This is a genomic window from Halohasta litchfieldiae, assembly GCF_002788215.1.
GTDB lineage: Archaea > Halobacteriota > Halobacteria > Halobacteriales > Haloferacaceae > Halohasta > Halohasta litchfieldiae.
Genome location: NZ_CP024845.1, coordinates 1,323,105 through 1,348,124, shown reverse-complemented (window position 1 = coordinate 1,348,124; position 25,020 = coordinate 1,323,105). Strand labels below are relative to the sequence as shown.

General features: G+C 50.7%; 26 protein-coding genes and 2 pseudogenes. 14 read left to right on the top strand and 14 right to left on the bottom strand.

Features of this window, described 5'->3' with window-relative positions; all coding sequences use genetic code 11:
• Nucleotides 1-146 precede the first annotated feature (146 nt).
• On the bottom strand, nt 147-629 hold the full coding sequence (locus HALTADL_RS06855) for a sulfurtransferase (RefSeq protein WP_089673160.1): 483 nt from the start codon (nt 627-629) through the stop codon (nt 147-149).
• 358 nt (nt 630-987) lie between these two features.
• On the opposite strand from HALTADL_RS06855, the gene HALTADL_RS06850 reads away from it, so the two are divergent.
• Complete coding sequence (locus tag HALTADL_RS06850) at nt 988-1,398, top strand: response regulator (protein WP_089673184.1); 411 nt, start codon at nt 988-990, stop codon at nt 1,396-1,398.
• A 461-nt stretch (nt 1,399-1,859) separates the two neighbouring features.
• Here HALTADL_RS06850 and HALTADL_RS06845 read toward each other — a convergent pair whose 3' ends face one another.
• Complete coding sequence (locus HALTADL_RS06845; protein WP_089673161.1) at nt 1,860-2,654, bottom strand: TrmB family transcriptional regulator; 795 nt, start codon at nt 2,652-2,654, stop codon at nt 1,860-1,862.
• Between the two features lie 373 nt (nt 2,655-3,027).
• On the opposite strand from HALTADL_RS06845, the gene HALTADL_RS06840 reads away from it, so the two are divergent.
• Entirely contained in the window at nt 3,028-3,819 is a 792-nt protein-coding gene (locus HALTADL_RS06840) for a TrmB family transcriptional regulator (protein ID WP_089673162.1), read from the top strand.
• A 288-nt stretch (nt 3,820-4,107) separates the two neighbouring features.
• On the opposite strand, the gene HALTADL_RS06835 is transcribed toward HALTADL_RS06840, so the two are convergent.
• Together HALTADL_RS06835 and HALTADL_RS06830 are read right to left on the bottom strand one after the other, a co-directional pair.
• Nucleotides 4,108-4,767, bottom strand: coding sequence for a type IV pilin N-terminal domain-containing protein (locus tag HALTADL_RS06835; protein WP_089673163.1), 660 nt, complete (start codon nt 4,765-4,767; stop codon nt 4,108-4,110).
• Between the two features lie 689 nt (nt 4,768-5,456).
• Nucleotides 5,457-6,248, bottom strand: coding sequence for a hypothetical protein (locus HALTADL_RS06830; protein ID WP_089673164.1), 792 nt, complete (start codon nt 6,246-6,248; stop codon nt 5,457-5,459).
• A gap of 204 nt (nt 6,249-6,452) precedes the next feature.
• On the opposite strand from HALTADL_RS06830, the gene HALTADL_RS06825 reads away from it, so the two are divergent.
• On the top strand, nt 6,453-6,923 hold the full coding sequence (locus HALTADL_RS06825; protein WP_089673165.1) for a type IV pilin: 471 nt from the start codon (nt 6,453-6,455) through the stop codon (nt 6,921-6,923).
• 194 nt (nt 6,924-7,117) lie between these two features.
• Here the strand turns inward: HALTADL_RS06825 and HALTADL_RS18005 are convergent.
• Nucleotides 7,118-7,273: pseudogene (locus HALTADL_RS18005) on the bottom strand (ISH3 family transposase); the annotation flags it as partial.
• A gap of 289 nt (nt 7,274-7,562) precedes the next feature.
• Between HALTADL_RS18005 and HALTADL_RS06815 the strand changes: the two are divergent.
• Nucleotides 7,563-8,168 (top strand): site-specific integrase, encoded by a 606-nt coding sequence (locus HALTADL_RS06815; RefSeq protein ID WP_089673166.1) that lies wholly within the window; start codon nt 7,563-7,565, stop codon nt 8,166-8,168.
• A gap of 51 nt (nt 8,169-8,219) precedes the next feature.
• Here HALTADL_RS06815 and HALTADL_RS06810 read toward each other — a convergent pair whose 3' ends face one another.
• The 4 genes from HALTADL_RS06810 to HALTADL_RS06790 form a co-directional block, all read right to left on the bottom strand.
• Nucleotides 8,220-8,831 (bottom strand): hypothetical protein, encoded by a 612-nt coding sequence (locus HALTADL_RS06810; RefSeq protein WP_177171942.1) that lies wholly within the window; start codon nt 8,829-8,831, stop codon nt 8,220-8,222.
• Between the two features lie 2 nt (nt 8,832-8,833).
• Nucleotides 8,834-9,142, bottom strand: coding sequence for a hypothetical protein (locus HALTADL_RS06805; RefSeq protein WP_089673167.1), 309 nt, complete (start codon nt 9,140-9,142; stop codon nt 8,834-8,836).
• A gap of 791 nt (nt 9,143-9,933) precedes the next feature.
• A complete protein-coding gene (locus HALTADL_RS06795) occupies nt 9,934-10,317 on the bottom strand; it encodes a hypothetical protein (protein ID WP_089673169.1) in 384 nt (127 codons plus the stop codon).
• Entirely contained in the window at nt 10,314-11,120 is an 807-nt protein-coding gene (locus tag HALTADL_RS06790) for a ParA family protein (protein WP_089673170.1), read from the bottom strand. The genes HALTADL_RS06795 and HALTADL_RS06790 overlap by 4 nt, the downstream gene beginning before the upstream one ends.
• Before the next feature lie 343 nt (nt 11,121-11,463).
• On the opposite strand from HALTADL_RS06790, the gene HALTADL_RS06785 reads away from it, so the two are divergent.
• On the top strand, nt 11,464-11,754 hold the full coding sequence (locus tag HALTADL_RS06785) for a winged helix-turn-helix domain-containing protein (RefSeq protein WP_245708460.1): 291 nt from the start codon (nt 11,464-11,466) through the stop codon (nt 11,752-11,754).
• A 1-nt stretch (nt 11,755) separates the two neighbouring features.
• Nucleotides 11,756-12,088, top strand: coding sequence for a hypothetical protein (locus tag HALTADL_RS06780; protein WP_088901859.1), 333 nt, complete (start codon nt 11,756-11,758; stop codon nt 12,086-12,088).
• 99 nt (nt 12,089-12,187) lie between these two features.
• Here the strand turns inward: HALTADL_RS06780 and HALTADL_RS06775 are convergent, their stop codons facing one another.
• Together HALTADL_RS06775 and HALTADL_RS06770 are read right to left on the bottom strand one after the other, a co-directional pair.
• Nucleotides 12,188-13,996, bottom strand: coding sequence for an MBL fold metallo-hydrolase (locus HALTADL_RS06775; protein WP_088901860.1), 1,809 nt, complete (start codon nt 13,994-13,996; stop codon nt 12,188-12,190).
• A gap of 333 nt (nt 13,997-14,329) precedes the next feature.
• Nucleotides 14,330-14,935, bottom strand: coding sequence for a site-specific integrase (locus HALTADL_RS06770; RefSeq protein WP_088901861.1), 606 nt, complete (start codon nt 14,933-14,935; stop codon nt 14,330-14,332).
• Between the two features lie 227 nt (nt 14,936-15,162).
• Here HALTADL_RS06770 and HALTADL_RS06765 point away from each other — a divergent pair, with 227 nt between their 5' ends.
• From HALTADL_RS06765 to HALTADL_RS06755, 3 genes are all read left to right on the top strand, one after another.
• Nucleotides 15,163-15,534 carry a helix-turn-helix domain-containing protein gene (locus HALTADL_RS06765; protein ID WP_089673171.1) on the top strand — a complete coding sequence of 124 codons (372 nt, stop codon included), beginning with the start codon at nt 15,163-15,165 and terminating at the stop codon, nt 15,532-15,534.
• Nucleotides 15,515-15,913, top strand: coding sequence for a PIN domain-containing protein (locus HALTADL_RS06760; protein WP_089673172.1), 399 nt, complete (start codon nt 15,515-15,517; stop codon nt 15,911-15,913). Before HALTADL_RS06765 ends, HALTADL_RS06760 begins: the two co-directional genes overlap by 20 nt.
• Nucleotides 15,914-16,107: 194 nt before the next feature.
• Nucleotides 16,108-16,656: a hypothetical protein gene (locus HALTADL_RS06755; RefSeq protein ID WP_143054169.1), complete on the top strand. Its 549-nt coding sequence runs from the start codon at nt 16,108-16,110 to the stop codon at nt 16,654-16,656.
• A gap of 560 nt (nt 16,657-17,216) precedes the next feature.
• On the opposite strand, the pseudogene HALTADL_RS06750 reads toward HALTADL_RS06755, so the two are convergent.
• A pseudogene (locus tag HALTADL_RS06750) lies at nt 17,217-17,492 on the bottom strand (ISH3 family transposase); the annotation flags it as partial.
• Nucleotides 17,493-17,542: 50 nt separating this feature from the next.
• On the opposite strand from HALTADL_RS06750, the gene HALTADL_RS17250 reads away from it, so the two are divergent.
• The gene (locus tag HALTADL_RS17250) at nt 17,543-17,785 is read left to right on the top strand and encodes a hypothetical protein (protein WP_162551684.1); all 243 of its coding nucleotides are present in this window, start codon (nt 17,543-17,545) and stop codon (nt 17,783-17,785) included.
• Here the strand turns inward: HALTADL_RS17250 and HALTADL_RS06740 are convergent.
• A complete protein-coding gene (locus HALTADL_RS06740; RefSeq protein WP_245708462.1) occupies nt 17,782-18,582 on the bottom strand; it encodes a UbiA family prenyltransferase in 801 nt (266 codons plus the stop codon). The two genes, HALTADL_RS17250 and HALTADL_RS06740, sit on opposite strands and share 4 nt — an antisense overlap.
• A gap of 1,087 nt (nt 18,583-19,669) precedes the next feature.
• Between HALTADL_RS06740 and HALTADL_RS06735 the strand changes: the two genes are divergently transcribed.
• Both HALTADL_RS06735 and HALTADL_RS06730 read left to right on the top strand, forming a co-directional pair.
• Complete coding sequence (locus HALTADL_RS06735) at nt 19,670-20,350, top strand: nucleotidyltransferase domain-containing protein (protein ID WP_089673175.1); 681 nt, start codon at nt 19,670-19,672, stop codon at nt 20,348-20,350.
• The gene (locus HALTADL_RS06730) at nt 20,343-20,840 is read left to right on the top strand and encodes a hypothetical protein (RefSeq protein ID WP_089673176.1); all 498 of its coding nucleotides are present in this window, start codon (nt 20,343-20,345) and stop codon (nt 20,838-20,840) included. The genes HALTADL_RS06735 and HALTADL_RS06730 overlap by 8 nt, the downstream gene beginning before the upstream one ends.
• A gap of 287 nt (nt 20,841-21,127) precedes the next feature.
• On the opposite strand, the gene HALTADL_RS06725 is transcribed toward HALTADL_RS06730, so the two are convergent.
• Nucleotides 21,128-22,024, bottom strand: a complete 897-nt coding sequence (locus HALTADL_RS06725; protein WP_089673177.1) for a DNA-binding protein — start codon at nt 22,022-22,024, stop codon at nt 21,128-21,130.
• Nucleotides 22,025-22,690: 666 nt separating this feature from the next.
• Here HALTADL_RS06725 and HALTADL_RS06715 point away from each other — a divergent pair.
• On the top strand, nt 22,691-23,938 hold the full coding sequence (locus tag HALTADL_RS06715) for a glycosyltransferase (protein WP_089673179.1): 1,248 nt from the start codon (nt 22,691-22,693) through the stop codon (nt 23,936-23,938).
• A 133-nt stretch (nt 23,939-24,071) separates the two neighbouring features.
• A complete protein-coding gene (locus tag HALTADL_RS06710; protein ID WP_089673180.1) occupies nt 24,072-24,872 on the top strand; it encodes a glycoside hydrolase family 16 protein in 801 nt (266 codons plus the stop codon).
• Nucleotides 24,873-25,020 lie beyond the last annotated feature (148 nt).

Below are 25,020 nucleotides of genomic sequence, written 5' to 3'. Positions count from 1 at the left end.
ATTTAAAATCAACCAAATGTGGTTTTAAATATTTTATTGGGCATACTCCCAGTATCTTTGAAACTCTTGTTATAGACTTGCGGATAGCCACGAGCGACTACCTGTCAGAGTATGCGAGCAAGTGTGTCTCTCGTTGAGTAGTGATCTCAGCCAATTCTTACAATACTACAATCAAGTCCTTCACATCTTCTATCAACCGTATAGGTGGTTTCACTCACTGAGCGAATATTCTTCGTAAGTTCGAACCCGTTTTGTTCCCAGCTGGACTTTCCACCTTTCATCAAGCGTAACTTCTCGTGTCCAAAGTACCAGCAGATCCAGAATGCATGAAATGCATGCCAATTACGCTCATCACTGTAGAGAATCAGCGTTGTGTTTTCAGTAATGCCGCACTTTCCCATGACCTCCTCAAATGTTTCTCTCTCAATACGGTGGCTTCCAGAAATTTGAGACATCTCATGATCCCAATTAAGAGCTATTGCTCCGGGGATATGCCCACGTCTATATCTTTCAGGATTACAACCTATTTCTAGTAACCGTACCGACGAATCCTCTTTTTGAATCTCATCAAGCTGGGACTGTACCCATGATGAGCTCACTGTATACGAATTGCGTGGGTCAACAGTCATCAATATCTACCTGGTTTGAGGGGTTTTGGAGTTACAGAAATGTATTTGAGAAGCCCAATCTGGATGTACCAGACTTGTAGCTAGGCGCAATTCGTGGTGGACGAATTGGAAGTGGGCAATCCCAAATACGTTCATATATAAATACCAGACCGATATAAATGTATTCCTTCGAGTGATAATTTCAAACATATATGGAAGTTAGATAGGAAACAATGTAGTATCCATCACCCCAAAAAGTATAATCCAGAGACTCCAATACCCACAATGATAGATCAATATCTATGAAATTCACATCCAATAGATGTGTGATTGAGCTATTACGAGAGAGAATTCTAAACAAAAAGCAAAAATGGTGGCGATGACTGTACCAGAAGTGCTCCTCGTTGAAGACAGCGAGTTCATGTCGATGCGTATTATTGAGACATTAGAAGACAGCCATAATATGTCACTCACGGCTGTCGGGACAGCCGCCGAAGCGAGAGACAGTCTCATCGACAATACATTCGACTGTATTGTTGTCAATTATGAACTCCCAGACGAAACGGGGGTAGAACTAGCTGATTCATTGAATCCATCGGGGAGGGAACCAGTAGTACCCATTATTCTGCTGACGGGCCGGGAGCTCGAACCGATCGCCGCCGATGCAATTGAGAAAGGGGTGACAGAATTCGTCTACAAAGGTGACCACGCTACGGCCAATATGGATGTCTTAGCAAATCGAATCCGAGTTGTTCTCAAAACTCACAGTCTTCCTGGAGAATCGAACTAATCGTAAGACGAGATCAGTTCGTCACTCATTGACAATTTGTATCTACAACCAGTTTCATTCGGCAGTCTACTCCGACTCTTCTTCAAAACGCTGGCGTGCGCTGTCGTTGATTTTCGCTGCGATTTCGTCCATATCCTCGTCGCTCAATTCTCTATTTACTATGAGCTCATCGATCAATTTCATCGATAACGAAAGAGGGGGTGCCCCCGGCTCTCCTTCGCAGAGATCCCCCCAACCCCTGCAACTTGACATTGGTTTGAACTCATAAAACAGTACTGGTAATTTACTCGTTTAATCAAAAACACATCTGCCAACTGGCGGTCAATGCCTCCCAATTCGCGTGTTGAATCTACCGCCCACGAAGAGAGTACAACTGGTTTCGATGAGATCAAACCATTGCTCGAACTGTCGATAGCAGATGAAGACGAACTTCCTGCAGACTGTAGACAATTGGTAGCTACTCAGTTATCAGCAGTGAATTGTCCCTGTGACATCAGTCGACGCGCGATCACGACCAATCCGTTGCCGAAGCCTTCTCCGAAAATTGCCTGTTCCTCTCCCGTTGAGGGCACAATCGAACTCACTAGGATTGTCGATCGATCGACCAACACCAGCCGTCCGATTGCCGTTTCGTCGGTATTGGCGTCGTCTTCTTGGAGCCACTCTAAACCGGACACGAACGTTGTAGCCCGTGGAATTACATCCTGGACGTGGGTTCGTACCGACTCGGATGCCGCACCGACCAACAGGTCGACTTCCTGGTCAGTCTCGTTGAGCTTCGCAACCAGCGGGTCAGTGAACAATGACTCGTCGGCGATGACGAATACGATCTCGGTTTCGGCCTGCGAGAGCAGTGTGTTCGTCCGTTGCTCAATTGCTGTCGAGCCTGTCATTGACCAGATCTCCTGGATCGATGACTCGTCAGCATCGGTGTCCATCTGGATGGAATCCAGTGCGTCGTGGAGCCGGTCGACGCGTGCGTCATACTGATCCCGGAGCGTCTCTGTAGCCTCCGACAGCGAGACGGCTCGGAACCGCTGGGGACTCGAATGCTGAATCTCGACCAACCCCTTAGACTCCAGTACCCGAACCGCATCGTAGACGCGCGTACGGGGAACATCGGTTATCTCGCTGATTTTTTTCGCCGTGGCTGACGGCACCTGTGAGAGACCGACAAAACACTGTGCTTCGTATTCTTTGAGCCCTAGCTGCTGGAGAATCTCAACCGCCTCTTGTATATTGTCCACTGTTTCCATATATTCGACAGTCCGACAGTTTCGGATCTACCTGAGAAAACCGTATCTGCGCAGATAGATATTGTTACTGGTTTCGTAAATAGAATATTCAGGTTGGTAGAGCAGCACGCGAAGTGTGCGAGGAAGTCCATGAGATCCAATCATACTGTAACTGCTTGCATGAACATTTTGGAAACACGTGATTTGAACGTTTTGCCTTCTCAAATTGGCAGTAAACTAATTCACTCACTTAATCACAAAAATTATATATCTGGTAGAAGCCAAGCGATTTACCAGTGCACAATCCCAATTTGTATTCTCCCTACAGCATTGCTGCGTGCCGATCGCCCACGTCGTGTGATCTGATTCGTGTGTTTAGACAGCAACAGACACGATGAGTAACAACCCAATCGAAAACCCACAGTCGACAGCAATCACCCAACTCGAACGGTTTGGATTGAGTACCTACGCCGCACGAACGTTCGTTGCGTTGGCGATGCTCGATACCGCAACAGCAAAAGACGTAAGCGAGGTCTCGGAAGTGCCACGGACTCGGGTGTACGATGCTATCGACGAACTGCACAACCGGGGACTCGTCGATATTCAGAACACCTCGCCCAAGGAGTTCTGGTCAGTCTCCGCAGAAACAGCGAGTAGAATATTCGAACACGAACTTCAACGCTCCAATGAAATACTGCGGACGGCACTAACTGAACTCGAACCTGTCCAGCGACGATCTGAACAGCGAGGGGTCTGGACTGTGAGTGGACAGCAAGCGATTTCTAACCGTCTGGTGGATTTTTTTGACAGTGCCGAAGAAGAGATCGTCTATATGACTGTCGAAGACCTCCTTACTGAGGATCTCCTGTCGGGCTTACGTCGGGCCGCAGAACGAGGTGTTTCGATCCGACTCGGAGGGGTCTCGGCCGACGTCCAGGCACGTATTCAGGACGACATTCCCAGTGCACAGATGTTCGAATCACTGTGGGTCTGGTCGGATACGTCAGCTGGACGGCTCATGATGGTCGACAGTGAGAAGACACTTGTGAGTGCGCTCGCCAACGGCAAGGACGCGAAACCGTCGGACCCACGGTCGGAGACTGCAATCTGGGGAGAAGGCGAAACAAACAGCCTCGTTGTGGTCCTGAGAGCAATCTTCACCTGGCGAATGAATTCAAACGAGTAGGAAATCAGATCTAACAGATACGAACGCCGTGCGAGGCAAGGGTGTGGGGGCGTCCCTGCAAAGAGGGCAACGGGAAGGGACCGACATCTCATTGAATTCTCTTGTGGCGGAAACTGTTGGTGAGTCATAATCGATTGACGATTTGTATAACAACTCGGTTGTGCGATTCAATGCTCTACTTAGAGGATCAATCCAGCAAATGAAAATCGACTGTAAAGCCAATTTGTTCTGAACTAATGTAACTAGTGATCGCCGAGGACAGTCTCTTCTCTAGTCGTCCTTCGGGATCTAGAAGAGGCCAAACAAGCCTCCTTCATCTCCTTCCTCTTCTTCCTCTTCTTCGTCTTCTTCTTCGTCTTCCTCTTCTTCATCTTCTTCTTCGTCTTCCTCTTCTTCATCTTCTTTTTCATCTTCTTCTTCGTCTTCCTCTTCTTCATCTTCTTCTTCGTCTTCTTCTTCTTCTTCCTCTTCTTCGTCTTCCTCTTCTTCTTCCTCTTCTTCGTCTTCCTCTTCTTCTTCCTCTTCCTCTTCCTCTTCTTCTTGAAGACTTGGATCAATTGTTGTATCGCAAATAACTTGATTATCGGTTACAAGCTGGATTTCAGTCTCAACAGAAGGCGAATCAAACGCAGCTGATTCTCCCGTATCAAAAAAACCATCCCCATTTCCTTCTGTTATCTGAAACGCTTTTTGTGACTGTGATGACTCATTTTCGAATACGATTTTTAACTCGTCTACATCGGCGGACTCCCCACCAGTATGTGTGATTAGTACAGAATCATCCTGCATCTCAATCGAACAATCCATCAATATATCATCGGAATTTGCTTGTTCCATGAAATTAGCTAATGCAAATCCACCTACACCTGTTATTCCAATCGTAATTAATCCCACAAATAGAAGAGATCCAATGACTTCAGACTGTCCTCGATCCGAATCTTGAATCATCTCGTACAACAAAAAACATAAATTCAGAATTAAACTTTCCTTATTAATTCTCTCTTTATGTATCTACAAAATAATATATATGCCATTTCTACTATTTCATGCACCTTTTCCTTTGTATATGCGGTGGAAACATAACCTATTGCAAGATATGGCGGCCACAGTCTTGGATATCTGGTTTGATCATGTTATCGTATAACTCGATTACAAGCTGTTGTACTGGCTTACCAGCGAACAGAATTTTCATACTCACGCTGCTAGCTCATCTCAGACTGTACGACGTGTTTTAATCCCGTGCTGGGTTTTCTGGCTGTCTCGACCCGACCGCGTCGATAAATTCGACTAAGTATCAGTCGATTATATTGAGAACCTCAAGATATCCTCCAGTAGGTGTTGAATCTGTGTCTGCGGTGGCTGGCTATCCTTCAGCAAGGTAGCGACTGTGAGTCCTATTCGTAACCAGTCGCTGTCGGCGGCGGTCAGCCGCCGACGCGACAGTGTTGCCACCAATCAACGCTGCCCTGATTCGGGGACAACCACCGGAAGAACCGGCTGTCAAGCGGTTGGTTCGGTGGAACAGATCGACGAACTTCGAGTGCTGTCCAAGCAGGTTAGCCGTTCAACCTAGTGGGTCTTCAGTCGTGATCTGTTAGATGCCCACTACATACCGTCTATCAGTTGTACCTAGGACTTCATCGTTGGAGACAGACTAGACCGATCGCTTCCATACCCGCTTTCCGAAACCGGATTGTGCGGTCGCCGCGCCACACTTCTACGTCCATCGTCGAACGGAGCAATACTGCGACGGAATCGAGATACCGGTCCGAACGCTCCTCCCGAATCTGCATGAAGTTACGGTCGCGCCGGTCGGTCGCCCGATTGGCGACGTACACACGGGCGAACTCCCGTTGGGTTGAATCAGCGTGGCGATAGAGGTACGACGGCAGTCGCTCAACCACGCCCGCTTTCTCACCAGCAGGCGCACCGAGGGCGACAAGCACCCGGCCCAGCACGCTGGCGTCTGACTCCGGCCGTATCTCTTCGACGTTTCCGGAGTTCGAGAGAGCGATACGACTCCCGACGCCGAGGGTGTCGAGATCAGCCCGGAGCTGGCCGTCGACGCGATCGTCGGGTGCGGAATAACTCGGCTCAAAGGTTGAAGCACTGATCGACCCGCCCGAAAACACACCGGCGACCAGTCGGTTCAGCGCCGCGAAGGTATCGCTGTCGGCCTCGCATTCGAGCCAGCCGTGCTCACGGGCGGTCTCGATACCGTTAACGACATCTGGTCGACTGCCGTCTTCCCACGACCGAATCCGACCACGAGGCAACTCCATGCGCGTCGAAATTGCGTGTGAGCCGAGGGTCGTCGTTGCCCACTCTCGTTGGTACTGCCGATAATCTTCGACAGCATCCATCGGGTTGGCATATGCAGGGGTGTTGTAGGTCCCAGCAAGGTCCTCAACACTTGGCAGTCGCTCCATGCTACCTAATACAAGACCACTATCAGATATGAGGCTGTCGAACAAACGTATTTATATCACTACCAGCCTAGTGACATACACCACAGCACAACAGTCGCTCGAATGTAACTGTCGACGAAGAACGGCGGAGCGGGATGGCGTGCTCCAACCGTGTCGACGGGATGTATCGAAATAACCGTTGTGCCATGTGGAGGTATACCAAAAATGTTCAAAGAACTATTCACAGACGATAATGAACGTGGTGTGTCTCCTGTTATAGGGGTCATCCTCATGGTGGCGATAACCGTCATCCTGGCCGCCGTGATCGGTGCGTTTGTGCTCGGACTCGGCGATCAGGTGTCGACTAATGCACCACAAGCTACGATCGGATTTTCATTCGACTCTGATACGAATGTGACGCTCACACACGAAGGTGGCGACAATATTGAAAAAAGCGAAATTGAAATATCAGTCGGTGGCTCACCATTGTACGATGGGTCAGGGTTTAACAAAACCAACACCAACACAGATGATGCTACTAGAAACGATACGTGGTCAAGCACCATCTCAACCGGTGATGAACTCACAATACCTGTCGACGGTTCAGATACCACTGGTGAGGTCGTCCGTGTTGTATGGACCAACCCATCGGGTGGGTCTTCAAACACGCTCGCCGAACGACAGTGGCCTAACTAATCGGCTGTTGTCGGCGGCAGATTTTTTATTTGGCTCGCAAATTCCGATAGCGTGAACCCTCGTCGACTCGTATTTATTGCCGTCCTAGTCGAGGCCTGCTGTGTCAGGGTACCACTGCTGGGAAGTCGGGGGGCGGGATAGGGATTTGTCGATCAGCCGCCGATGCGACAGCGTTGCCACTCATCAATGATGCCCTAATCCGAGGGCAACAATCGGAAGAACTGCCGGTCGAGCGGTCGGTTCGCTGGAACAGCTCGACGAACTCCGAGTGCGGTCCAGGCAGCGCGGAGTACCATCTGGCAAAACTCTACGAACGGCCACTCCAAGAGGCGGCGCCCCCTGTGGTGGGGCGCCGCCAGGTTTCACACCACGTCCAAGCAGACACTTTCTCTAACCCGATGTGATCGACTGAAGATGTGGTCGAGACGCCTAGAAAACCCTGCACGGGATTGAAACCGACGGCGAAGCCTACGGAATCCAAGGCTCGAACCGTCGAGACAGATAGAAGACCCAGCATTGCAGAATGAATTGATCGAGTTATGCCGTAACTCGATTGAACATCCCTACATCAACCGATATATGATCCTCTCAGCGGACCGCCAAACCAATTTTTGATCGAAAACCCCTATCTATCTGTTCATGGTTCGGATCGATGACTCAGATCCAGTTGTCAAATGCTGGTTGTCACCTGATGAGCTCGATTATCTTGAACGGACTGCTGGTGCCGCCGGGTGGGAACAAGAGATTGCAATGCAACTGATGGGGCGGTGTGGGCTCCGTGTGAGCGAAGTTTCCTATCCGAGTACCGAGGAACTCAGGTGGTCAAAAGATGGTGATATCTGGCTCTTTGAGGTCCGAGGCAAGAATACCAAAGGTGGCGGTCCGAAGACCCGCGATGCTTGGATGCCCGAAACAGTAGCTGATGACATCCACAAATATACTCGTGAACGCAAGCTCTCCGAGTCAGATCTGTGGGTCGACGTCTCTACACCATCGATCCGTCGGTGGGTGAAGGAAGCAACACAGGCGATTGCTGACGAAACGGGCAACAAACGGTGGAAATCAGTTTCCTCACACGATCTCCGGCGTAGTTGGGCGACCTACCATCTCGTCGAACGACAAGTCGACGTCCGGACAATGATGGCTATCGGTGGCTGGAGTGATTACTCCGCCATTGAACCGTATCTTGCTGAGCCGACCGAACGTCGAATTGGAGAGGCAATGTTGTCATCCTCTCTTCACTGAAGGGCGAGAGCTTATCATCGTAGTTGGGGGCTCAAGCTATCTATCGACACATCATGAGAGGAGATTATCTGGGAGATACTGTGCACAGTCAACCGGGATCGCCTCCCATGCTGCTTGAATCGCCTGGTATCCGACCCACCCTTCGCCGCGAAGCATCTCACCGCAGGCGTGGCAAAACTCTTCGACAGTACAGGCTCCTGAATCAAGTAACAGATACAGCAAAAACGTGGGTGCAACCGCCTTTCCGTTCGTCTCGTCTGCCTGGTCAAAAACACGGTTGATCGACCGTCGACCGTGCTTGTCCATTAAAATCGCAAACCGATATGTTCCGGGATGCTGTTTGATCTCGGTTTGTATCGACTGCTCGCCAGCATCCTCCCCATGTGGTCGTGGGACACATGAGACAACAGTAAACGAATCGTTCGTATCGTCATCAAATGGTTCGCGTACATTGGTACACCCATCATGAAGCCACTTCTCCTGTGTCCCCTCTGGTGCGTGTTCGGATGTCTCCCGAATATGGCGTGTGAGTTCGTGATAACAGACGTTTGTCGTCGTCAGTTGGAGCGTCTCGACAATACGGGGCCACAGGCTTGTGTTTGCAACAGCAATTAAAGCGTCAGTGTCAACAATTACGGGATATCGTACGTCATCGTCGACCATTGTCACTCCTGGAACACATCAGTCGTGTCAAGCTCTGTGGCCTCTTCGAAGGTCTCCCGCTCGCGGTCGATCTCTTCAATGGCATCACCGAGCAAGATTTCTGCAGCATCATCGGACAGCTCGCCATCTTTGTACTGCTGGTGAAGAGTAATCCTCTCTTCATCTGACAGCGTCTCTCGAAGCTTCTCGGCTAACCCCTGACGAGCAAGTTCACTGATGTTGATCCCACCAAGCCGTAGCTGGTCGACGATCTGTGTTGCCTCCTTTTCAGCTCGCCCTCGGAACTGGATCTTGTCGTTGTTCGTCGACATCTTGTGTTAGTATTCATCCCCGAGAGACATAGTTGTTGTGACACGCCATCCGTGTCATGACATTATCAGACTACACCTCCCGCATAACACTTGACGCTATGTAGATGCGTGGAAAGACACAGTAGAGTGCCTATGTACGTGTTTCCTCCACGAAGTGGATTCAGTCGAGATCAGCCTTTACACAGCACTTCGAGCAGTCACCTTTCACCAGCGGTCACCCTGTTTCGGCAGCTCTACATATGGGTGAGCGTTCTACCCCTCACACCTTCTAAGCAGGTTAGTATTAACTACTAACTTGTGATCTCCGGATTGTGAGCAAGTTTTCTGCGAGTTGGACACTGCTCCTATTGTGGATGACGATCAAGCCTTGATCAACGACTGTCGGTGCACTATTACCGATCTCAAAGCCCGCCTCGCGGCATCCGGGTAGTTGGACTTGATAGCCATTGCCTGCAATTCCTACTGATGACATCGCACCTTGATGGATACTATTGGTGTCCTCGGCTGCAGATGCGACTAACTCCGCACGGTGGCTTGTCGACACGTTTTCGGCATCGATGATAAGTAGCAAGCTGTCGAACCCGTAAACGTAGACCTCGGCTAAGCGTGTCACCTCTCCGTCGTCATCTTCAACAATTAGGTCCGCTTTCCGCGCTGGCTTCGTAATCTGCAACGCCCATCCACCAGCCGACTCTTTGATATTGTTAGCCACATAAGTTAGTAGAGACTACTAACTTGTTAGTGTTGGCAATACACGGGGTGCCAGAATTACGGCACAAAAATAAAATGGGTTATCCGTCAAAACTGTCTAATTTATCTTTGATGTCTTTTATATCTAAACCGTCTAAACTATCTAAACCGGCTTTGATTAGTAGTGGGAAGTAGTGACGGTTTTTTTCGAAGTTCTCACTGAATTCGTATTCATACTCAGTTTCAATCATACCAAATTGCCGATTCATCTCCCGCTGCATTGATTCGGGGAGGTACATCATTTGAGCTGGGCGGTCTTCTTTCACAGAGATCTTATTCGTCTTAGATGGTTTAGACTGTGTAGATTCCTTATCGCTCTTTGCTTCTTTTTCCATCTTCTCTGTCCCAGATTTGGCCTTCTCACGAGTCTTATTTCGGCGGTTCCGCAGCCGGCTGGCACGGTCTTCACCCTCGTCATCGCTCATGCTGTAGCCTCCCCATCAGCAACTTGGCTCTCAGCAACACGCTCAATCTCGACTGCGATCTCGTCGAAAACATTGACCATATCACAATCCGGATCGAACTTGGCAAGCGACTGCCCCGAGTCTAGGGATTTCTGGATGGCTGCTCGCTCTCGGACCTTCCACGTCGGCTTGCCCTCAAACGCACTTTCGATCCACTCGATCATCTCGGTTGCCTGAGTCTTCCGTACGTCTATCCGGTTAATTACTACACCAATATCCTCAATACCGATCTCGTAATCATACTCTAGGGCGTCGACGTGATCGAATAGGAGTTCGAAGGCACGTTTCGAGGTCGACTCCGCGAGTGCTGGGATGAGAACGTTTTGAGTGGCGAATAGGGCGTTGTCCATGAGGTTTCCCAAGAATGGCGGACAGTCGACGAGGATAACGTCGTAGTCGTCCTCAACCATATCCAAGAGCAGGGCAAGCTGCTCACCACTGCGGCGACTGAGTGTGAGCTCCGGCTCGGCAGCAGTCATGTCGATATTTGATGGAATCAAATCCATCTCGTCGTGATCACAGATAATCTCTCTTACCCGCTCGCGTTCGGTAGAATCTGTGAGGCATGTAAACAGATTTGGCTCGGGGTCGTCGTAGCGTTCCATCATTCCAAGATTCTCGGTGGCGTTCCCTTGGGGATCGAGATCTACAAACAGAACGTCGTTCCCACGATCAGCTAGCGCACCAGCAACATTGATTGCGACAGTTGTTTTTCCAACGCCTCCTTTTTGATTTGACACAGCGATCTTTAACGGTTTAGACATACAAGATAGATTTATTGTCTAAACTGTCTTAACTGTTTGCGTGGTCTTTGGTGAGCTGGCTTAGAAGAGCCCACTCGGAATTGTATAACAATATGTGATTTTTGCAGTTGCGAAGATTGGATGAGTTGCCCGCTGAGTCACCAGCAGACAGGGCTAAATTATTATGGAGAGTGATTGTCCTACTCGTAGCACGCGTTCCGCGGGGCGTCGACCTGGTGTCTAAGTCGGCACAAGGGCTAATACAATTCAAATACAATAGTCGTATATGCCAGTCGACTTCGAAAAACACACACCTGGTAGCCCCCGGATTGACCTGTCCGAAGGCACCAACGCGAGGCGGTTGATGGAGTTTCTACTTGAGACGCCCAGTGTTGGATATACGCCAGCAGAATTAGCAGATCAAACCGAGATACCTCGTGGAAGCGTTGGTCCAACATTGAAGCGGCTCGAAGAGGCGGGGCTAGTTCGACACAAAAAACCGTATTGGGCTGCAGCAGAGGATGACAGACTCGGGTCTGCGATTGCTTCGTTTGTTGGTGTTGAAACTGCCGCATCATCCTTTGGCGATGATTGGTACGCCGAAAACGAAGGGTGGGAAGAAGATTTGCCTGATCTGAGTGCTGAGGACGAATAGGATGGCGTACAATCAAGGAGCAATTGTTATTGCTGATGACCCCTTCGGAAATAGCTCGACCCGACCTTATCTAATACTTTCAAACAAGCAACACCCGTTCCACGGCGAAGAGTATATTGCTGCTATTGTTACGACAACAGCTCGGGAACAGGCTATCGAGCTCACGGAAGAGAGGATAGACGAAGGAAGACTGCCGAAGGTCTCGCATATTTCTCCATGGGCTGTGTTGACTCTCAAAGACTGGATGATAACCCAACAACCTGCAAAAGCGACTCACTCTACTGTTGAAGACGTATATCGAGAATTAGGTATCTATCTTCGAACCCAGCAATAGGGTCACTGGATCTGTATAGGTCTGAAACGTGGCGATAGTATTGAAACGACGGTGAATCTGAATATATGTCTCAACTAATCTGCGAGACCACTCTATGATTCACTCTTCTGTTTCAATTTCATCTCGAACGATCTCCCGGATCTCTGCTTCAGAGAGCCCTGTCTCGTTGCGAGCAGCAGCAACCTCTCCGTTGAGCTGGCTCAACAGGTCATAGAGGTGGTCAATCTGGTCTTCGAGGTCGGTATAGCCTGTGCTGTCGATCTCCTCTGGTGAGATTGCAGCGGTGTCGACATCCGAATCAGCACCAACGGCGATAGGACTCAGCCGTCGGCTTCGAGTGACCTGCTTGACACCGGTGACGTTCTCAGCAAGGTGGGGTCCAAGCCGTTCCTGGGCGTAGTCGGGGCCGTGTATGAGCGCGATTGTGTCTGGCCCCACTGTCCGAGCAAATGAGAGTAAGCCGCTCTGTGCGGCGTGGCCGCTGAGTCCGTCAACCATCGAGATCCAGTCAGCAGGGAATGAAAGCCGAGTTTTCAGTTCCGAACCGTTGTCATTCTCGGGTGGGACCCATTGAACGTCAGTACTGTCAGGCCAGTCAGTACCGAGTGGTGTTGCATCAATGGTTGCTGAGATCGTCTCTTGGTCTGCCTGATACTGTGACTGGAGGGTCCGACCAGTGGTATTGGTAGCCTGATATCCCGTTAGGAAGACCGAAGCAGTCCCGAAGCGGGCTGCAAACTCAGCCAGATACCGCGGAGAGTTTCCACCGGTTAGCATCCCTGACGGCGAAATAATAACTGGGACGGTATCATCACGTACTGCACGTGAGAGGATCTCTTGGCGGTCTTGGTCTGTCTCAGGAGTAGTGATTGACTCCGGGAAGAACGGTTCCGTCTGACCACTCTCGGTCACCCGGTTGACCAGCGACTCGTCGACATAGGTCTCGTCGTCGACGTATTGGTGATAGATGTCAGTCCCTTCGACGGCCATGCCATCGAGAACAATTTCGAGACGATCCCGAAGGTCAGTAGACAAGGTATGGAATCGTTCAGCGATTATCAACAGAATCGTCTGGGCACGCCCAATAGCAAAGGTGGGAATCAAGACGGGTTCACGCGTTTGGATCGCCCGTTCGATATCAGTCCAGAGGTCTGTACGAGCACCACTGAGAGAGGGGTGGCTGTGAGTGTCGCCGTAGGTCGACTCCAACATGAGGAGATCTGACTCTGGGGGCGGACTCAGGTCGGGAAGGTGGGTGGCTCTGCCACCGAGGTCACCAGAAAAACAGACACGATAGCCACTGGTCTGGATCATCACCCATGCAGATCCGAGGAGATGAGCTGCGTTGCCGAACTGGAAGATTGCCGGTTCGACATCCGAGACTGGAGCCACACCTTCGATACGGCCACCGCCGTAGTCGACCGTCTGGAAGCGATCACACACCTCGGCGACATCACGACTAGTAAACTGTTGGATTGCCTGTGAGTTATCGGTTTCGCGGCGATGAATCTTCAATGAGTCCTCAAGCATGAGTGAGGCAATCGAGACCGTCGGTGGGGTAGCAATGATGGGAGCATCATCAGCGAGGAGATTTCGATTTTCGAGGACTGGCAGCCCACCGCAGTGGTCGACGTGGGCATGGGTAAGGAATACAGCGTCGATTGATTGCGGCTGTAATCCGCGGAAGTCGGGGAACTTCTCGCCGGTGCCCTGATTCAGCCCGCAATCGACAAGATACCGGCCGTGCTGGGTGTCGACCTGATAGCAACTCCGACCGACCTCTCGATCACCTCCACGTGGGGTAACAACCAATGGAGTGTCGGGAGAGGGTGTTACATCCGCATAATCAAGTGGATCAAAAGTTTCGTCAGCATCTTCGGGGAGCCAAGGGTGAGTCGTATTCGGCATGAGAGTAACCGACACTTTCGGTGGTAGAAATAAAGTCTGGTCGCTTCTGAGACAAATTTTTTCGGTTACCAGTGGTTCGTACTTGGCTATCTAGTATTATCATTCCAGTCAGTAGCAATGATCTCCCCCACGGTCGCGGTGCCTTTCGGTGTAACATGACGATCTAATTCTGCGTGAAAACCTCAGTTGATCTAGAAAATTGATATAGCGATATACTGTATATCACGCAGACCATCTTACAGCGGTACGATACGGGTGGTTTGAGAGTATACTACGACTTAGGATATCATTCACGTGCGCGCGAAACACATAATATGGGGCTAAACACCTGCGTCACTGTAATGCAGTTCTCATTGATTCGATAATGTTCTGTTCAGTTGGAGCGGCGAGATAAGGCTCAATAGCGTCATAGGAACTCCATCCCCCGAGAGCCATGACGATCCGCGGGCTGACGTTCTGTTCGACAAGGAGGTGATTTGCCCAACAGCGGCGAAGATCGTGGGTTGAAATACGGCGGTAGTCATCGTCTCCAGTTTCTTCGGCTGCTTTCTCGGCTGTTTGTTCAACCCAGTACTGGACGGTCCGTTTGGCTTTCGGCACTAAGCGTTCCTCGTCGTCGATCCCAGTCTGCTGAATGTAGCGGTTGATTGTTGCCTCAACATCCCGTGGAAGCCATGTCTCGCGGTACTTACCCCCGGTATACTCACCGGTGGTGTCCTTTCCACCGACGACTTTCAGCTCGAAGTGCGTACCGTCGCTCATTCTGGAGACGTGCTTAGGCTTCACATCAAGGACTTCCTGGACACGAAGCCCGCAATCACCCATTAGCCGGATCGCTACTTCCTGTTCAAACGTCTTGGCTTCCCGAGGCAGTACTTCGTATTCGCTCCGTGAGAGCCAGACGTTCCAGGAGCTGTCTTTGTTCCGTTCGGTTCGCATTGCGTGTTATTCATGAGAATCATGCACTTAGCGGTGTTGATATCGGCCCTCAACAGAGACAATTCCCGGCCTGGAGTCGAATTTTTGCACGTTAATATACAAACGTGCAAATACTGGTCGATGATGTGATCTGGCCTTCTGGATCCGCTCGTTTCGTGAAGCTTGGGCTTATAAATCAAGTTTTCACGAGAGTAATAGCTAATACGGAGTAGTGAAAATAGCCGTGTATGTCTGGATCAGATCGAGACGGTGGGGGACGATACACACCATCGGTTACAGACGCCGATATTCTTGGGATTCTTGAGCGAGCGTCAGCCCCAGTGATGACTGCAACTGAGATTGCAGATGAGCTCCCGATTGGTCGGAGTGCTGTTCGAAAGCGACTCGTTGATCTTCACGAACGTAAGGCCGTCGAGCGAAAGGACGTTGGGGCCCGCTCAGTCGTCTGGTGGATCGTCGACGAAGATGACGAGACACCCGATTTCAAGAGCGGGTTTGGGTCATTCGCTGAAACCGATCTCGAAGCCCAGGTAGAGAAGGCAAGTGAAGAGTTCGAGAAGGGGGTTGAGGAGCGACAAGATGCTTTGTTTGGACAGTAGCTTTCTTATCGACTATCTCCACGGTCGAGATCATGCACTGTCGTTTCTGGAGGCGCGACCAAATGCTGAGTACGTGGTCCCGACCTTGGCATTGTGGGAGCTCTATACTGGGGCCGAACGATCCAACAAGCAGGGAGACTCGATTGCAGCGATTGATGACTCACTCGATTGGATTGGTGTGATTGGATTCAACCGAAGTGCAGCTCAGGAGGGTGCCCGGATACGGGCTCAACTGTTCGATCAGGGTCAACAAATTAATGCGGTTGATGTTCTCATCGCTGCCGTCGCTCTGGATTATGATGCAGATATCGTTGCTATGGATCGTGATTTCGAGTATATTGACGGCCTAAATGTACTCTATCCCGATGATTTGAGTTGAAATATGAGTGAGGTCTGTCGGCACCTAATTAACTTTGAACGGCTGTTAGAGTAGTCCCACACTAATAATGCGTGAATTAAGAAGCGTCCTAACCACGACAAACCGTTAGTTCTGAACTAAGCGTAGTATTTCGTAGTATTAACCGGGTCTATTTAAGTAGTACGTGCACAGTAGACTTCTTATGGGGTCGTCCAGTGTCGTACGGTTCTGAATCTGAGTACGTTGTCGGAGTTACGCGTTCTGGACAGCCTGTCGTCGCTGAATCTGGTGATGGTCAACGATCCGCTCTTGCTGTGAAGCGTGACCGCATTGTCGACAATAAAAAGCGGCTTATTCAGTTCGAAACTGCTCGAACGACATTCTATGCGGAGAGTGCAAAGGATACTGACAAGTGGAATCGCCTTTGGAAGCACCAACACGAATGGAATTCTGATGATACTGGCCGACGAGAGCACCAAGACAAGGTTCACCTGAGTCATGCTCTCGCGGATTCACTGCATCTCTCTGCTTTCCAAAAACGCCGTGTCGTTGATATTGTCACTAACACCAACGGTCGACGATTTAATCAAATCGGAGGCATCGAGGCCCTAGTACTCGGTGCAATTGCATATATTGGTGAGGTCGATGCAAAAGAAATTGATGATCGAATTGTTGGATCTGAATCGTTTGAAGCAATCTGTGAGCTGCATGATGTTGAAGGATGGAATGCCTGTAAGAAAATAAAAGATATCATGAAAGACTAGTTCATGAATACGCTGTCTACTGTTTCTTCATCTGTATGATTGATAATTAGCTTCTAATGTGGTTAGTTGAGCAAGCGTTGGATTATTGTTTTTATAGCACGTGAAATTTGAGTGCTTTGGGAAATAATAGTGAAGAAAACCAAGAATATGGTTGTAGATAAACAGAAAACATGTATGTGATTATGTTAGGGTGTTGGTTCTGTGTTGTTTTTATCGCGCGGTTGTGGTGAGCGCTCTGTGGTTGAGTGTGATCCATGGATAGATTGTGTAGAACGAGATCCAGAGTGCTCATAAACTGACATTCGTTAGTCAGCAAAATCAAACAAACCAATGACTAATAGCAGTGACTACGTTTTCCGTTGTAGCGGAATCATAGAAGGAACAGAAGATGTGCTTGAGAACGATTGCCGGTCACGTATCTCAAAAGCAGTCAAGCATTTGCCCGGTTCGGCTGAAGGGTGGTTTGAGATCTACGATCTCACGACACGACCACTCAGCAGCCACATGGGACATCTCGGTCGATTTTGGCCCAACATTGAAGTAAAACGTAAGATACGGTCACTCTTAGCGACTCGTTCGAGCCGTTCCGGCTCGAACTTCGTCCGAAGATGGTAGAGGACCGTGTTCCCAGCGGGTGAGTTCTGGCTCGACGCACAGAGCGTAGAGACAGAGGTCCCGTCGGCGCAAGCGCCGACGAGGACCTCATAGATGTCTTCAGCAGTGATTTCAGCGTTATTGGCTAACGAGAGCGAAACTTCCTCGTCAAGGCGGTTGACGAGAAAGTTAAGAAGCTGGTCCTCGTGGATCTCACCGTCTGCTTGTTTGGTTTTAGACACACCTTCAGCAAGCAGACGTTCTAACTAAGCGGCTTTGTGAAGTACTGAGCATGAGCGACCAGAACACCTGTCCGACCAACAGAAGCACGAGTGCTCTCGCCCCTGGCTTCTTCCCCTCCCTCCACGCCAGGATACCCGAAGCCGAACCGAGAACGATCGAAATAAGTAACGAGAGGAGCAGAAGGATTGAATTCGACACAGTCACCCAAATTACCTCTATGTATACGAATCTTATGTTGATAAAAGCTGTTCTCTCACACCCAATTAAAAAAAAAGAGAAAGCGGTAAATTAGCCGAAGACGGCGATCAACAGGACGCTTGCCACAAACACATAGTTCATCTCGCCGAGCAACTCCAGCCGACGGTAGTCGTCGCTGCGCCCGATACGACTATTGAGCAAGACCGCCAGCACCCGCCCGGCGAGGAGAATCAACGCGAAGAGCATCGGCAGGTACCCGCCGAGAAACGCCCCGACGACCACGAGAATGGAGAGAATATTGATCATATACAATAGGTGTCGCGTCCGTCGGACGCCCACGACTGTCGGAAACGTTGAGACGTCGTTTTGGGCATCATCTTCGATGTCACGGACGTTCGGAATCTCCGTGTTGACGAAGATGTCGGCGAAGAAGTAGACCGTGAGGACGACGGCGAGGGGCGTGATCGCGGCGTCGGCAAACACAATCGGCAGGAATACCATCGCTGTCGCCCACGCTAGCGCCACAAGTGTGGAATTGAGCACAAAGACGGTCTTCAGGCGCTTGAGCGGCACAAACGAGCGTTCGGACAGATCCACTACATACAGGATCCAAGTCGCACCTGGGACGAGGGTGATCGCGAGCGCGAGTGGACCACCAAGCGTCGAGAGGGCGATTGCGAGTCCGTATGCTCCAGCTGACGTGACCGAGAGGAGACGCCTGTGTCGCCCAATGAACGCACTCCGCTCAGACGTTGCCTGCGGGTCGTATCGTACATCGCTGATTCTGTCGCCGACGTAGACGCCGTAGGCGACCAACCCGACGACGATGGGGGCCGGGGTTGGCGCGAGCGACAGGATCACCATCGTGACGAGCGTTCCGGCGATACCCATCCCCACGATATCGAGTTGGGTGAAGATGCAGGCTTTTCGTATTCGATGCCACAGATCGACTGACGGACGATGACCTCTACCAGTTTCGGTGGACTGTTCACTGGAGGTCGTCCGCTCTAGTTTTTTACTTGACATACTACTGTAGTGACAACCCAAGCGAACGCGCTGTTGTTCCCTTGGGTGTCGAATGTGAATTATACCCACCTGACAATAAGATCAATCGAGAAGTTTCGGCTGGAGGACTGTCTGTGTGTGGCTTTCTCGACGGCCAGGATTCCGTCGCGATGACGAGGAGGCTCTCGCCGTCGACGTTAGCTCACGTCGACCAACGTGTCGACGCTGTCGGTAGTTCCACATTGAGCATCGACCTACAGAGACTTGGAGTCCCATTTCCAACAAAAAGATATCCAGTGATTGTGACGTGTCGGATTCTCGGAGAACCAAGTACTCGGGACGTAACATTGGACTACACAGCGACGAGAATTCAGATCTACTTAAAGAACAAGAGAGTACATTTCGTCTGCTCTGCAGAATCATCACAAGGGGAAACGGGGGTGCGTCCAGCAAAGCCAACAAACAGAAACTCTCTCTGTTTTCTCGATAGAAAGAAGAGATCAAAAACAGCAGCTAGATTCGTCTACAGTTGATACCGTGCTACCTCCGAACTACCGCACTCTAAACAACAATTCTGTCCCTCCTCTAGTTTCGAACCACACTGTCGACACTCCACCAACGTATCTGAGGTGCTACCGTCACCCAGAACAAAATTAAAAATTCTCAACATTATGTATCAAAGGCAGAATGCAAGAGAGGTGTGAGTTGCATGGAGCATGTGACATTGTATTCCAACTACTCAACCCCTCCTACATATCCAGAGAAGTCACTACTTGATATAATTCAGCCAAGCACAGTGAAAGTGAAACATCAATCCCGATATGAGATACCCCAATAATAGGACTGTACCACCTGCTTCCTCAGCCTCTTTAGGAGCGATATGTTGTATGTCACAAGAACCTCGTCGACCAGTCTGTGCTGAAACGCCGCTGTTTATATATACCTTGTTGCACAAGATAAGACAGTGTCCGATATGACGAAACAAAGTGTGAGGATCTGTATTGATCCAGATCCAAATACCGATACGGGGGTATTTCGTATCGAGGCAGCAGACGATATTCTCCGTCTTCTAGCCGATGCCCACGACTCAGAGTTCACCATTCCTGAGCTTGTCGACACAACGGACGTCGCTCGCTCGACAGTGTGGCGGGCTATCGACTTACTCGAAAGTATAGATGCAGTCGACATTCGAGAGACGCCACAACGAAACTACGTCTCCATAAATCCAGATAATCTCAAAAAAGACGATCCCATACTGGCCATCGAACAATCGGAGTTCCACAAGCCAATCCGAGCGTTCGTCGACCAGATCCAGGAAGCAATCATTGACACAGATGATGTCGACTCACTTCTTGGGATCGTCGTCTTCGGAAGCGTCGCTCGCGGTGAAGCTGATCGACAGAGCGATATTGACCTCTTCGTTGTAGTCGACGGAGATCGAACACCTGCTCGGCGGGTTGTGACCGATGTCGTTGCCGACCTCCAAGACCAGCGATTTAATGGAGATCGATTTGAATTTGAGCCATACGTCGAATCCGCAGACAGTGCTCTGCGAGCTGGATCAAAGCTTCGTGAGATCTTCTTGGAGGGAATTACAGTATATGAAGACGAGAAACTGCAGTCAATCCGGAAGACGGTGATAGCCAATGAGTAGTACACGTATCGACCAGTTAGTCACCGAAGTCCAGGCGGCATTCGACCGCCGACCAACACAAATCGAACCAGGCCTCGATGTCGAGGATGCTGCACTCCTCCAGTTGCGAAAGGGATGTCGACTGCTCGCTGGTGCCGACACACTTCGGGATGCAGAATACTACACACTCGTGATTGAGGCCTCGTTCGTCGCAATCGAACGGACAGTCGAGTTTCGGTTGCTCGAACGGGGAACAATGGATCCAAATGACCTTCCGGGCACACATCCAGGAGTGTATCGAGAAGCGGCTGCTATCGGGCTTTTCGCTGAATCGGTCGCCGAAGATTTGGCGGATCTGTGGCGAGAACATCGGGCGAAGACCTACTATCAAGATGGCCTTGCAGCAGCTGACCGTGCAGACACAATGTATGAACTTGCCAGCGAGATTCACGAGTTTGTCGTCGGTCGATCTCGACAAGGCCATGAATGCATCTGTGACTCTACCGACTGAAATTCATCCCTGAACATGGTAGTTAGTGTCGATGTCGAATTAACTTTATCCAGCCTTTGAGAACCGTCTACCAACGTTTCTCTATTTTGAAGCAGACGAAATGTACTCTCCCACTTAGCGTTGCTGCCAAGGTCGTGGCTGCGCGCACAGCGGCGTTCTCGTGAGCCTGCGAACGAGAACCGGTGAGACGACCGGTGAGTCTCACCGAGCGAGCACGGAGCGGTGGGTGGGGAGGTGGGGTTAGGGTCGGCTCCGGCATAGAGCAAAAAAGAAGCCCCCTCGACCGACTACTCCCACCACCGACCGCGCTCAGGAGTATGGATGGTGCTCCACCCGGTCACAGCCACCGAGACACGCCCTTGATACCAGCTCTTGGCCGCTCCGTGTATACACACCTGCTCGCCTTCTTGCACCGACTTCGGATTCGACCTCACGAAGGACGTGAACTTCGTTCGCCCACTCTCATCCTCGATGAGTCCCACCTGAGCAATAACTGGACTCGATGAATCCCACAACTGGACTACTCGACCCTCGATGCTCACCTCTTCACGACTAATTGATTCGAGCTTCCCGATCGGCACTACCACTCCGGGGGCCGTCTGCAATTTCTCGAACGTCCCAACCACCGCACTCGTCAGATCCAATCCACCGACTACGGCTTCAGCCAGATGTCGACCAATCGCTGCCCTTGACCAGCCCTTCAATTTCTCGGCCAACCGCATCGCCTCCCTATTCACCGCCCCCAACTGCTCAGGAGGAAGCATCTCACGAGGATCGGCTCGCTCTGGATGAATCATCGGATTCACACAGCCGGCCCGCTTTAGGAACTCCACACGCCGCGCCCCAGTTTGCTCGACCACGATCTCTCGGGTCCGCTCTTCTCGTCCCTCTTGACTTCCGAATACCGCCTTCGCACTAATCGATGCTAACTCTGCTTCCCGCCCCTGGATACGTTCTTCCTGAACGAGGGTCTTTCCGTATATGTGATCCCGAGCTGCTTCGAGACGCGCATCTGGGTGGTTTGAATCGACCTTCGCCTGGATTTCCATCTGCACCGACGGCCGGAACTCAGGAGTCTCATCGACGACCTCGAAGCCATCCTCGTCGACAGTCACTTCATCCGCATTTTCGAACGCCTGTTCATCGACCGAAACTTCATTACTGGTTACGTTGCTATTTTTCATTGGAGTCCTAACTCCGAAGGCGCTCGCCCAGCGTCTTTTTCCGACACCACGACTGCCCAGCCGTGGCTCTCTTTCGACCAACTCAACCGTCACACGCTCTCGCTCGCGCCTTCACGAGCGCCGCTGGGCGCGAGTGAGAGCGTGTCCGAAGAGAGAAACTAACCAGTACCGCGCGCAGTCTCAGCGAGCGAAGCGAGGTGAGGCTCGGGGCACGAACGCAGTGAGTGACCCGGTGTCTGCCTGAAGCAAGCGTCCAGCAGAGTATGCGTCGCGGGGTGAGCACGTCAAAGCGCAACCCCCGACGGATACCTGCTGGCGTCGAAGGCACATTCATTTTAGCCCGGAACGGCGAGCTTGCTCGGCGCAGCCCGGAATGGTCGGTCGCGAGCGCCGCGGAAGGCAATAGACGGCGAGCGGGACGGACCGTTAACCAATATAGACCAGACCAAGATACTGGAGGAGTAGCTACACGACTGGTCTCTTCAAGGGTCGACAATTAGGCCATCATTAAAACATATGTGCAAGGCTGCGAGAGAAAAGTGATCGAACAAAGATTGTTATCCAGTTTAATAGTCAGAATAGATTAATACGTAATTCGTTGGAGTGAGTATGGCACTCATTCAGTTCACTTAATACATTCGTGAGTAAGTGGTACGTAACTACCGTATGCTCTCAACAACGTCTGTAATTCTCGTTACTCTATGGAGCATCTTCATACTGTACTCCACTTCAGTGTTGTTCTGGCTGTTTGAGGCCGGTATTCTTGCCCGAAATCAGATTGTTTCTACTGATGAACTGGTGTATGGGCACGAGGATGTCCAGGTTCGCATCTTGACAGTCGGAGCAGAGGAGGTTGTGCAAGCAACGGTCAATTCGATACCAGAAGGAGTCACTGATATTCGGGTGATCGCCGAACGGGATATCCAGATCGAGGGTGCGACGGTACATGTTGTTCCTGAAGAGTTCCAGTGTAACGCGACTCACAAAGGCCGTGCGCTTGAATGGGCGCGCCAAAATGTTCCATGCACACAGGAGTTCATCTTATATCTCGATGAGGATACCATCGTCCAGCAGTTCACCGGCTTGCCGGATGCAGATGTCATACAGATCACCGAAATGCCGATTTTCACCGGGTCATGGATCGCATACCTCTCAGAGACGTTCCGAATCGGCTACCAGTACGAGCAACGGGCATTCGGCCGGTTCAAATTCCCCCTGTATGCATGGGGCGGTGGCATCGCCATCAGGAAATCATTGGAGGACGAAATTACATGGGATGCAAAAACGATTACCGAGGACACAAATTTCGTCTGGCGTGCAATCAAAGAACGCGGTGACATCGACTTCCGAGTTCTCAATTTCAAATTCCGTAATCAGGCACCGCCAACAATTCGGGGGATGTTCCGGCAGCGTCGACGATGGTTTTCTGGGACGCAGCACTCATCGAATATCCTGCCCCGTCGATATCGTGCGTTTCTGTCGTTCCGGATGATTGCGTGGGCTCTCTCGCCGGTCATCCCGTTTATTTCGCTCTTCTTGTACTTCTTCCCACAGTACGTTCCACAGCCACGGGCGTATCTACTCGGGTCGCTCGTTGCGTTCGCAATGTTGTTTGTGATCACGTTCGTTGGCGTCATTGTTTATATCAAGCACGAACGGATTACTCTGCTTGCACTCCCACTGACGCCACTGCTGGTCGTGTTGAACACTTTCGGTGCGTTATGGGGATGGATTGCGCCCATTCAGACGTTCGCTGTAACAGAAAAGGTTGCCCCGAAAATACAGAAGGTCTTGCCTAGCGAACTTGAACAAATCAACCCGTGGCTAAAAGAGGGTGATCTTGAGAACCATGATGGCGAAACGGAACTCATTGCGGATGGTGGATTTGATGAGATTCCTTCCAGTGGAGAGTAGTCGATAGTAATTACTGCGCCGAACTGTTTTATTACCGTGTCGTGAGTTCCGATCGGATGCCTCGTCGGGCGGTTCTCACTGCGCTTTGAGTGGCTTCTGGGGCAGGGATATCTCGGAGGGAAAAAACAGACCAATGTCAGATCGTACGCAGTCGACTACCGGACCGGATGGGAACTGGACAGTTATTGTTGAAGAAAACTGGGAACAGTTCGATTCGGATTGGTGGGGTGTCGGCTTTATTGATCGAGACGAATGGATTCCCGACGACGATGCAACTGTGAGTCCCGATCATGTCTTTGTGGAAGGCGAGCAGTGTGTCTTAGAGGTAGAATCCGAAGGAACAGGCCCTTCTGGTTGCTATCAGGGAGTGATAAATTCGAGTGTTGGGGGTGAGCCCCATCATCCGTCTATCGGTATTCCGATTGACCTGTCACCCGGACAGTACGTAGAAGCTCGACTCAAGTTACCGGGTCGAACCGGGGTGTTGCCTGCGTTCTGGATGCACCCAGCAAACACGAAGTGGCCACCTGAAATCGACATCGTAGAACTGTTTCAACGGGGAGCTGACCCCGAGACTGAACGCCGTTTGATGAACGTTGATGTTCATTGGAGTGCATCTGGAGAACCAAACGATAGAGGGACCCACGAACATGCCCCGTCGTCAGTAGATACTGGAATCGATCTCACCGAGAGTTTCAATCGGTACGGCTGTGCGTGGTTCGAAGATCGGATTGAATGGTATTTTAATGGGCAGCAGATTGCGACACGGTCATCTCTGCCAACAATGATTGGATCACTCACAGCGTCGACTGCTCAGCCGTTCGGACTCATATTCTCGAATCATGTGAATCGAATCGGTCAAGCAGATCTTACTCGGGCATGGACCGAGCAGCTCGTTATTGATTGGATTACAATATCTGAGCTGAGTTCGTAATTAGCGATCGTATAAAGAACGTAATTCATACTGGTTGTGAATTCGGCTGCTATACTGCCACTCTGTATTCAGGATACATTATCAATCATTGGCTAAGGGTTTCAACAGAACCTCAAACTATAGAACTCAGATCTATTGGTCTGGAGAC

Bases quoted from the DNA above. Each gene is read 5' to 3' on its own strand.
- HALTADL_RS06855 (WP_089673160.1), bottom strand. From the start codon at position 629: ATGACTGTTGACCCACGCAATTCGTATACAGTGAGCTCATCATGGGTA.
- HALTADL_RS06850 (WP_089673184.1), top strand. From the start codon at position 988: ATGACTGTACCAGAAGTGCTCCTCGTTGAAGACAGCGAGTTCATGTCG.
- HALTADL_RS06845 (WP_089673161.1), bottom strand. From the start codon at position 2,654: ATGGAAACAGTGGACAATATACAAGAGGCGGTTGAGATTCTCCAGCAG.
- HALTADL_RS06840 (WP_089673162.1), top strand. From the start codon at position 3,028: ATGAGTAACAACCCAATCGAAAACCCACAGTCGACAGCAATCACCCAA.
- HALTADL_RS06835 (WP_089673163.1), bottom strand. From the start codon at position 4,767: ATGATTCAAGATTCGGATCGAGGACAGTCTGAAGTCATTGGATCTCTT.
- HALTADL_RS06830 (WP_089673164.1), bottom strand. From the start codon at position 6,248: ATGGAGCGACTGCCAAGTGTTGAGGACCTTGCTGGGACCTACAACACC.
- HALTADL_RS06825 (WP_089673165.1), top strand. From the start codon at position 6,453: ATGTTCAAAGAACTATTCACAGACGATAATGAACGTGGTGTGTCTCCT.
- HALTADL_RS06815 (WP_089673166.1), top strand. From the start codon at position 7,563: ATGGTTCGGATCGATGACTCAGATCCAGTTGTCAAATGCTGGTTGTCA.
- HALTADL_RS06810 (WP_177171942.1), bottom strand. From the start codon at position 8,831: ATGGTCGACGATGACGTACGATATCCCGTAATTGTTGACACTGACGCT.
- HALTADL_RS06805 (WP_089673167.1), bottom strand. From the start codon at position 9,142: ATGTCGACGAACAACGACAAGATCCAGTTCCGAGGGCGAGCTGAAAAG.
- HALTADL_RS06795 (WP_089673169.1), bottom strand. From the start codon at position 10,317: ATGAGCGATGACGAGGGTGAAGACCGTGCCAGCCGGCTGCGGAACCGC.
- HALTADL_RS06790 (WP_089673170.1), bottom strand. From the start codon at position 11,120: ATGTCTAAACCGTTAAAGATCGCTGTGTCAAATCAAAAAGGAGGCGTT.
- HALTADL_RS06785 (WP_245708460.1), top strand. From the start codon at position 11,464: ATGGAGTTTCTACTTGAGACGCCCAGTGTTGGATATACGCCAGCAGAA.
- HALTADL_RS06780 (WP_088901859.1), top strand. From the start codon at position 11,756: ATGGCGTACAATCAAGGAGCAATTGTTATTGCTGATGACCCCTTCGGA.
- HALTADL_RS06775 (WP_088901860.1), bottom strand. From the start codon at position 13,996: ATGCCGAATACGACTCACCCTTGGCTCCCCGAAGATGCTGACGAAACT.
- HALTADL_RS06770 (WP_088901861.1), bottom strand. From the start codon at position 14,935: ATGCGAACCGAACGGAACAAAGACAGCTCCTGGAACGTCTGGCTCTCA.
- HALTADL_RS06765 (WP_089673171.1), top strand. From the start codon at position 15,163: ATGTCTGGATCAGATCGAGACGGTGGGGGACGATACACACCATCGGTT.
- HALTADL_RS06760 (WP_089673172.1), top strand. From the start codon at position 15,515: ATGCTTTGTTTGGACAGTAGCTTTCTTATCGACTATCTCCACGGTCGA.
- HALTADL_RS17250 (WP_162551684.1), top strand. From the start codon at position 17,543: ATGAGCGACCAGAACACCTGTCCGACCAACAGAAGCACGAGTGCTCTC.
- HALTADL_RS06740 (WP_245708462.1), bottom strand. From the start codon at position 18,582: ATGGGTATCGCCGGAACGCTCGTCACGATGGTGATCCTGTCGCTCGCG.
- HALTADL_RS06735 (WP_089673175.1), top strand. From the start codon at position 19,670: ATGACGAAACAAAGTGTGAGGATCTGTATTGATCCAGATCCAAATACC.
- HALTADL_RS06730 (WP_089673176.1), top strand. From the start codon at position 20,343: ATGAGTAGTACACGTATCGACCAGTTAGTCACCGAAGTCCAGGCGGCA.
- HALTADL_RS06725 (WP_089673177.1), bottom strand. From the start codon at position 22,024: ATGAAAAATAGCAACGTAACCAGTAATGAAGTTTCGGTCGATGAACAG.
- HALTADL_RS06715 (WP_089673179.1), top strand. From the start codon at position 22,691: ATGCTCTCAACAACGTCTGTAATTCTCGTTACTCTATGGAGCATCTTC.
- HALTADL_RS06710 (WP_089673180.1), top strand. From the start codon at position 24,072: ATGTCAGATCGTACGCAGTCGACTACCGGACCGGATGGGAACTGGACA.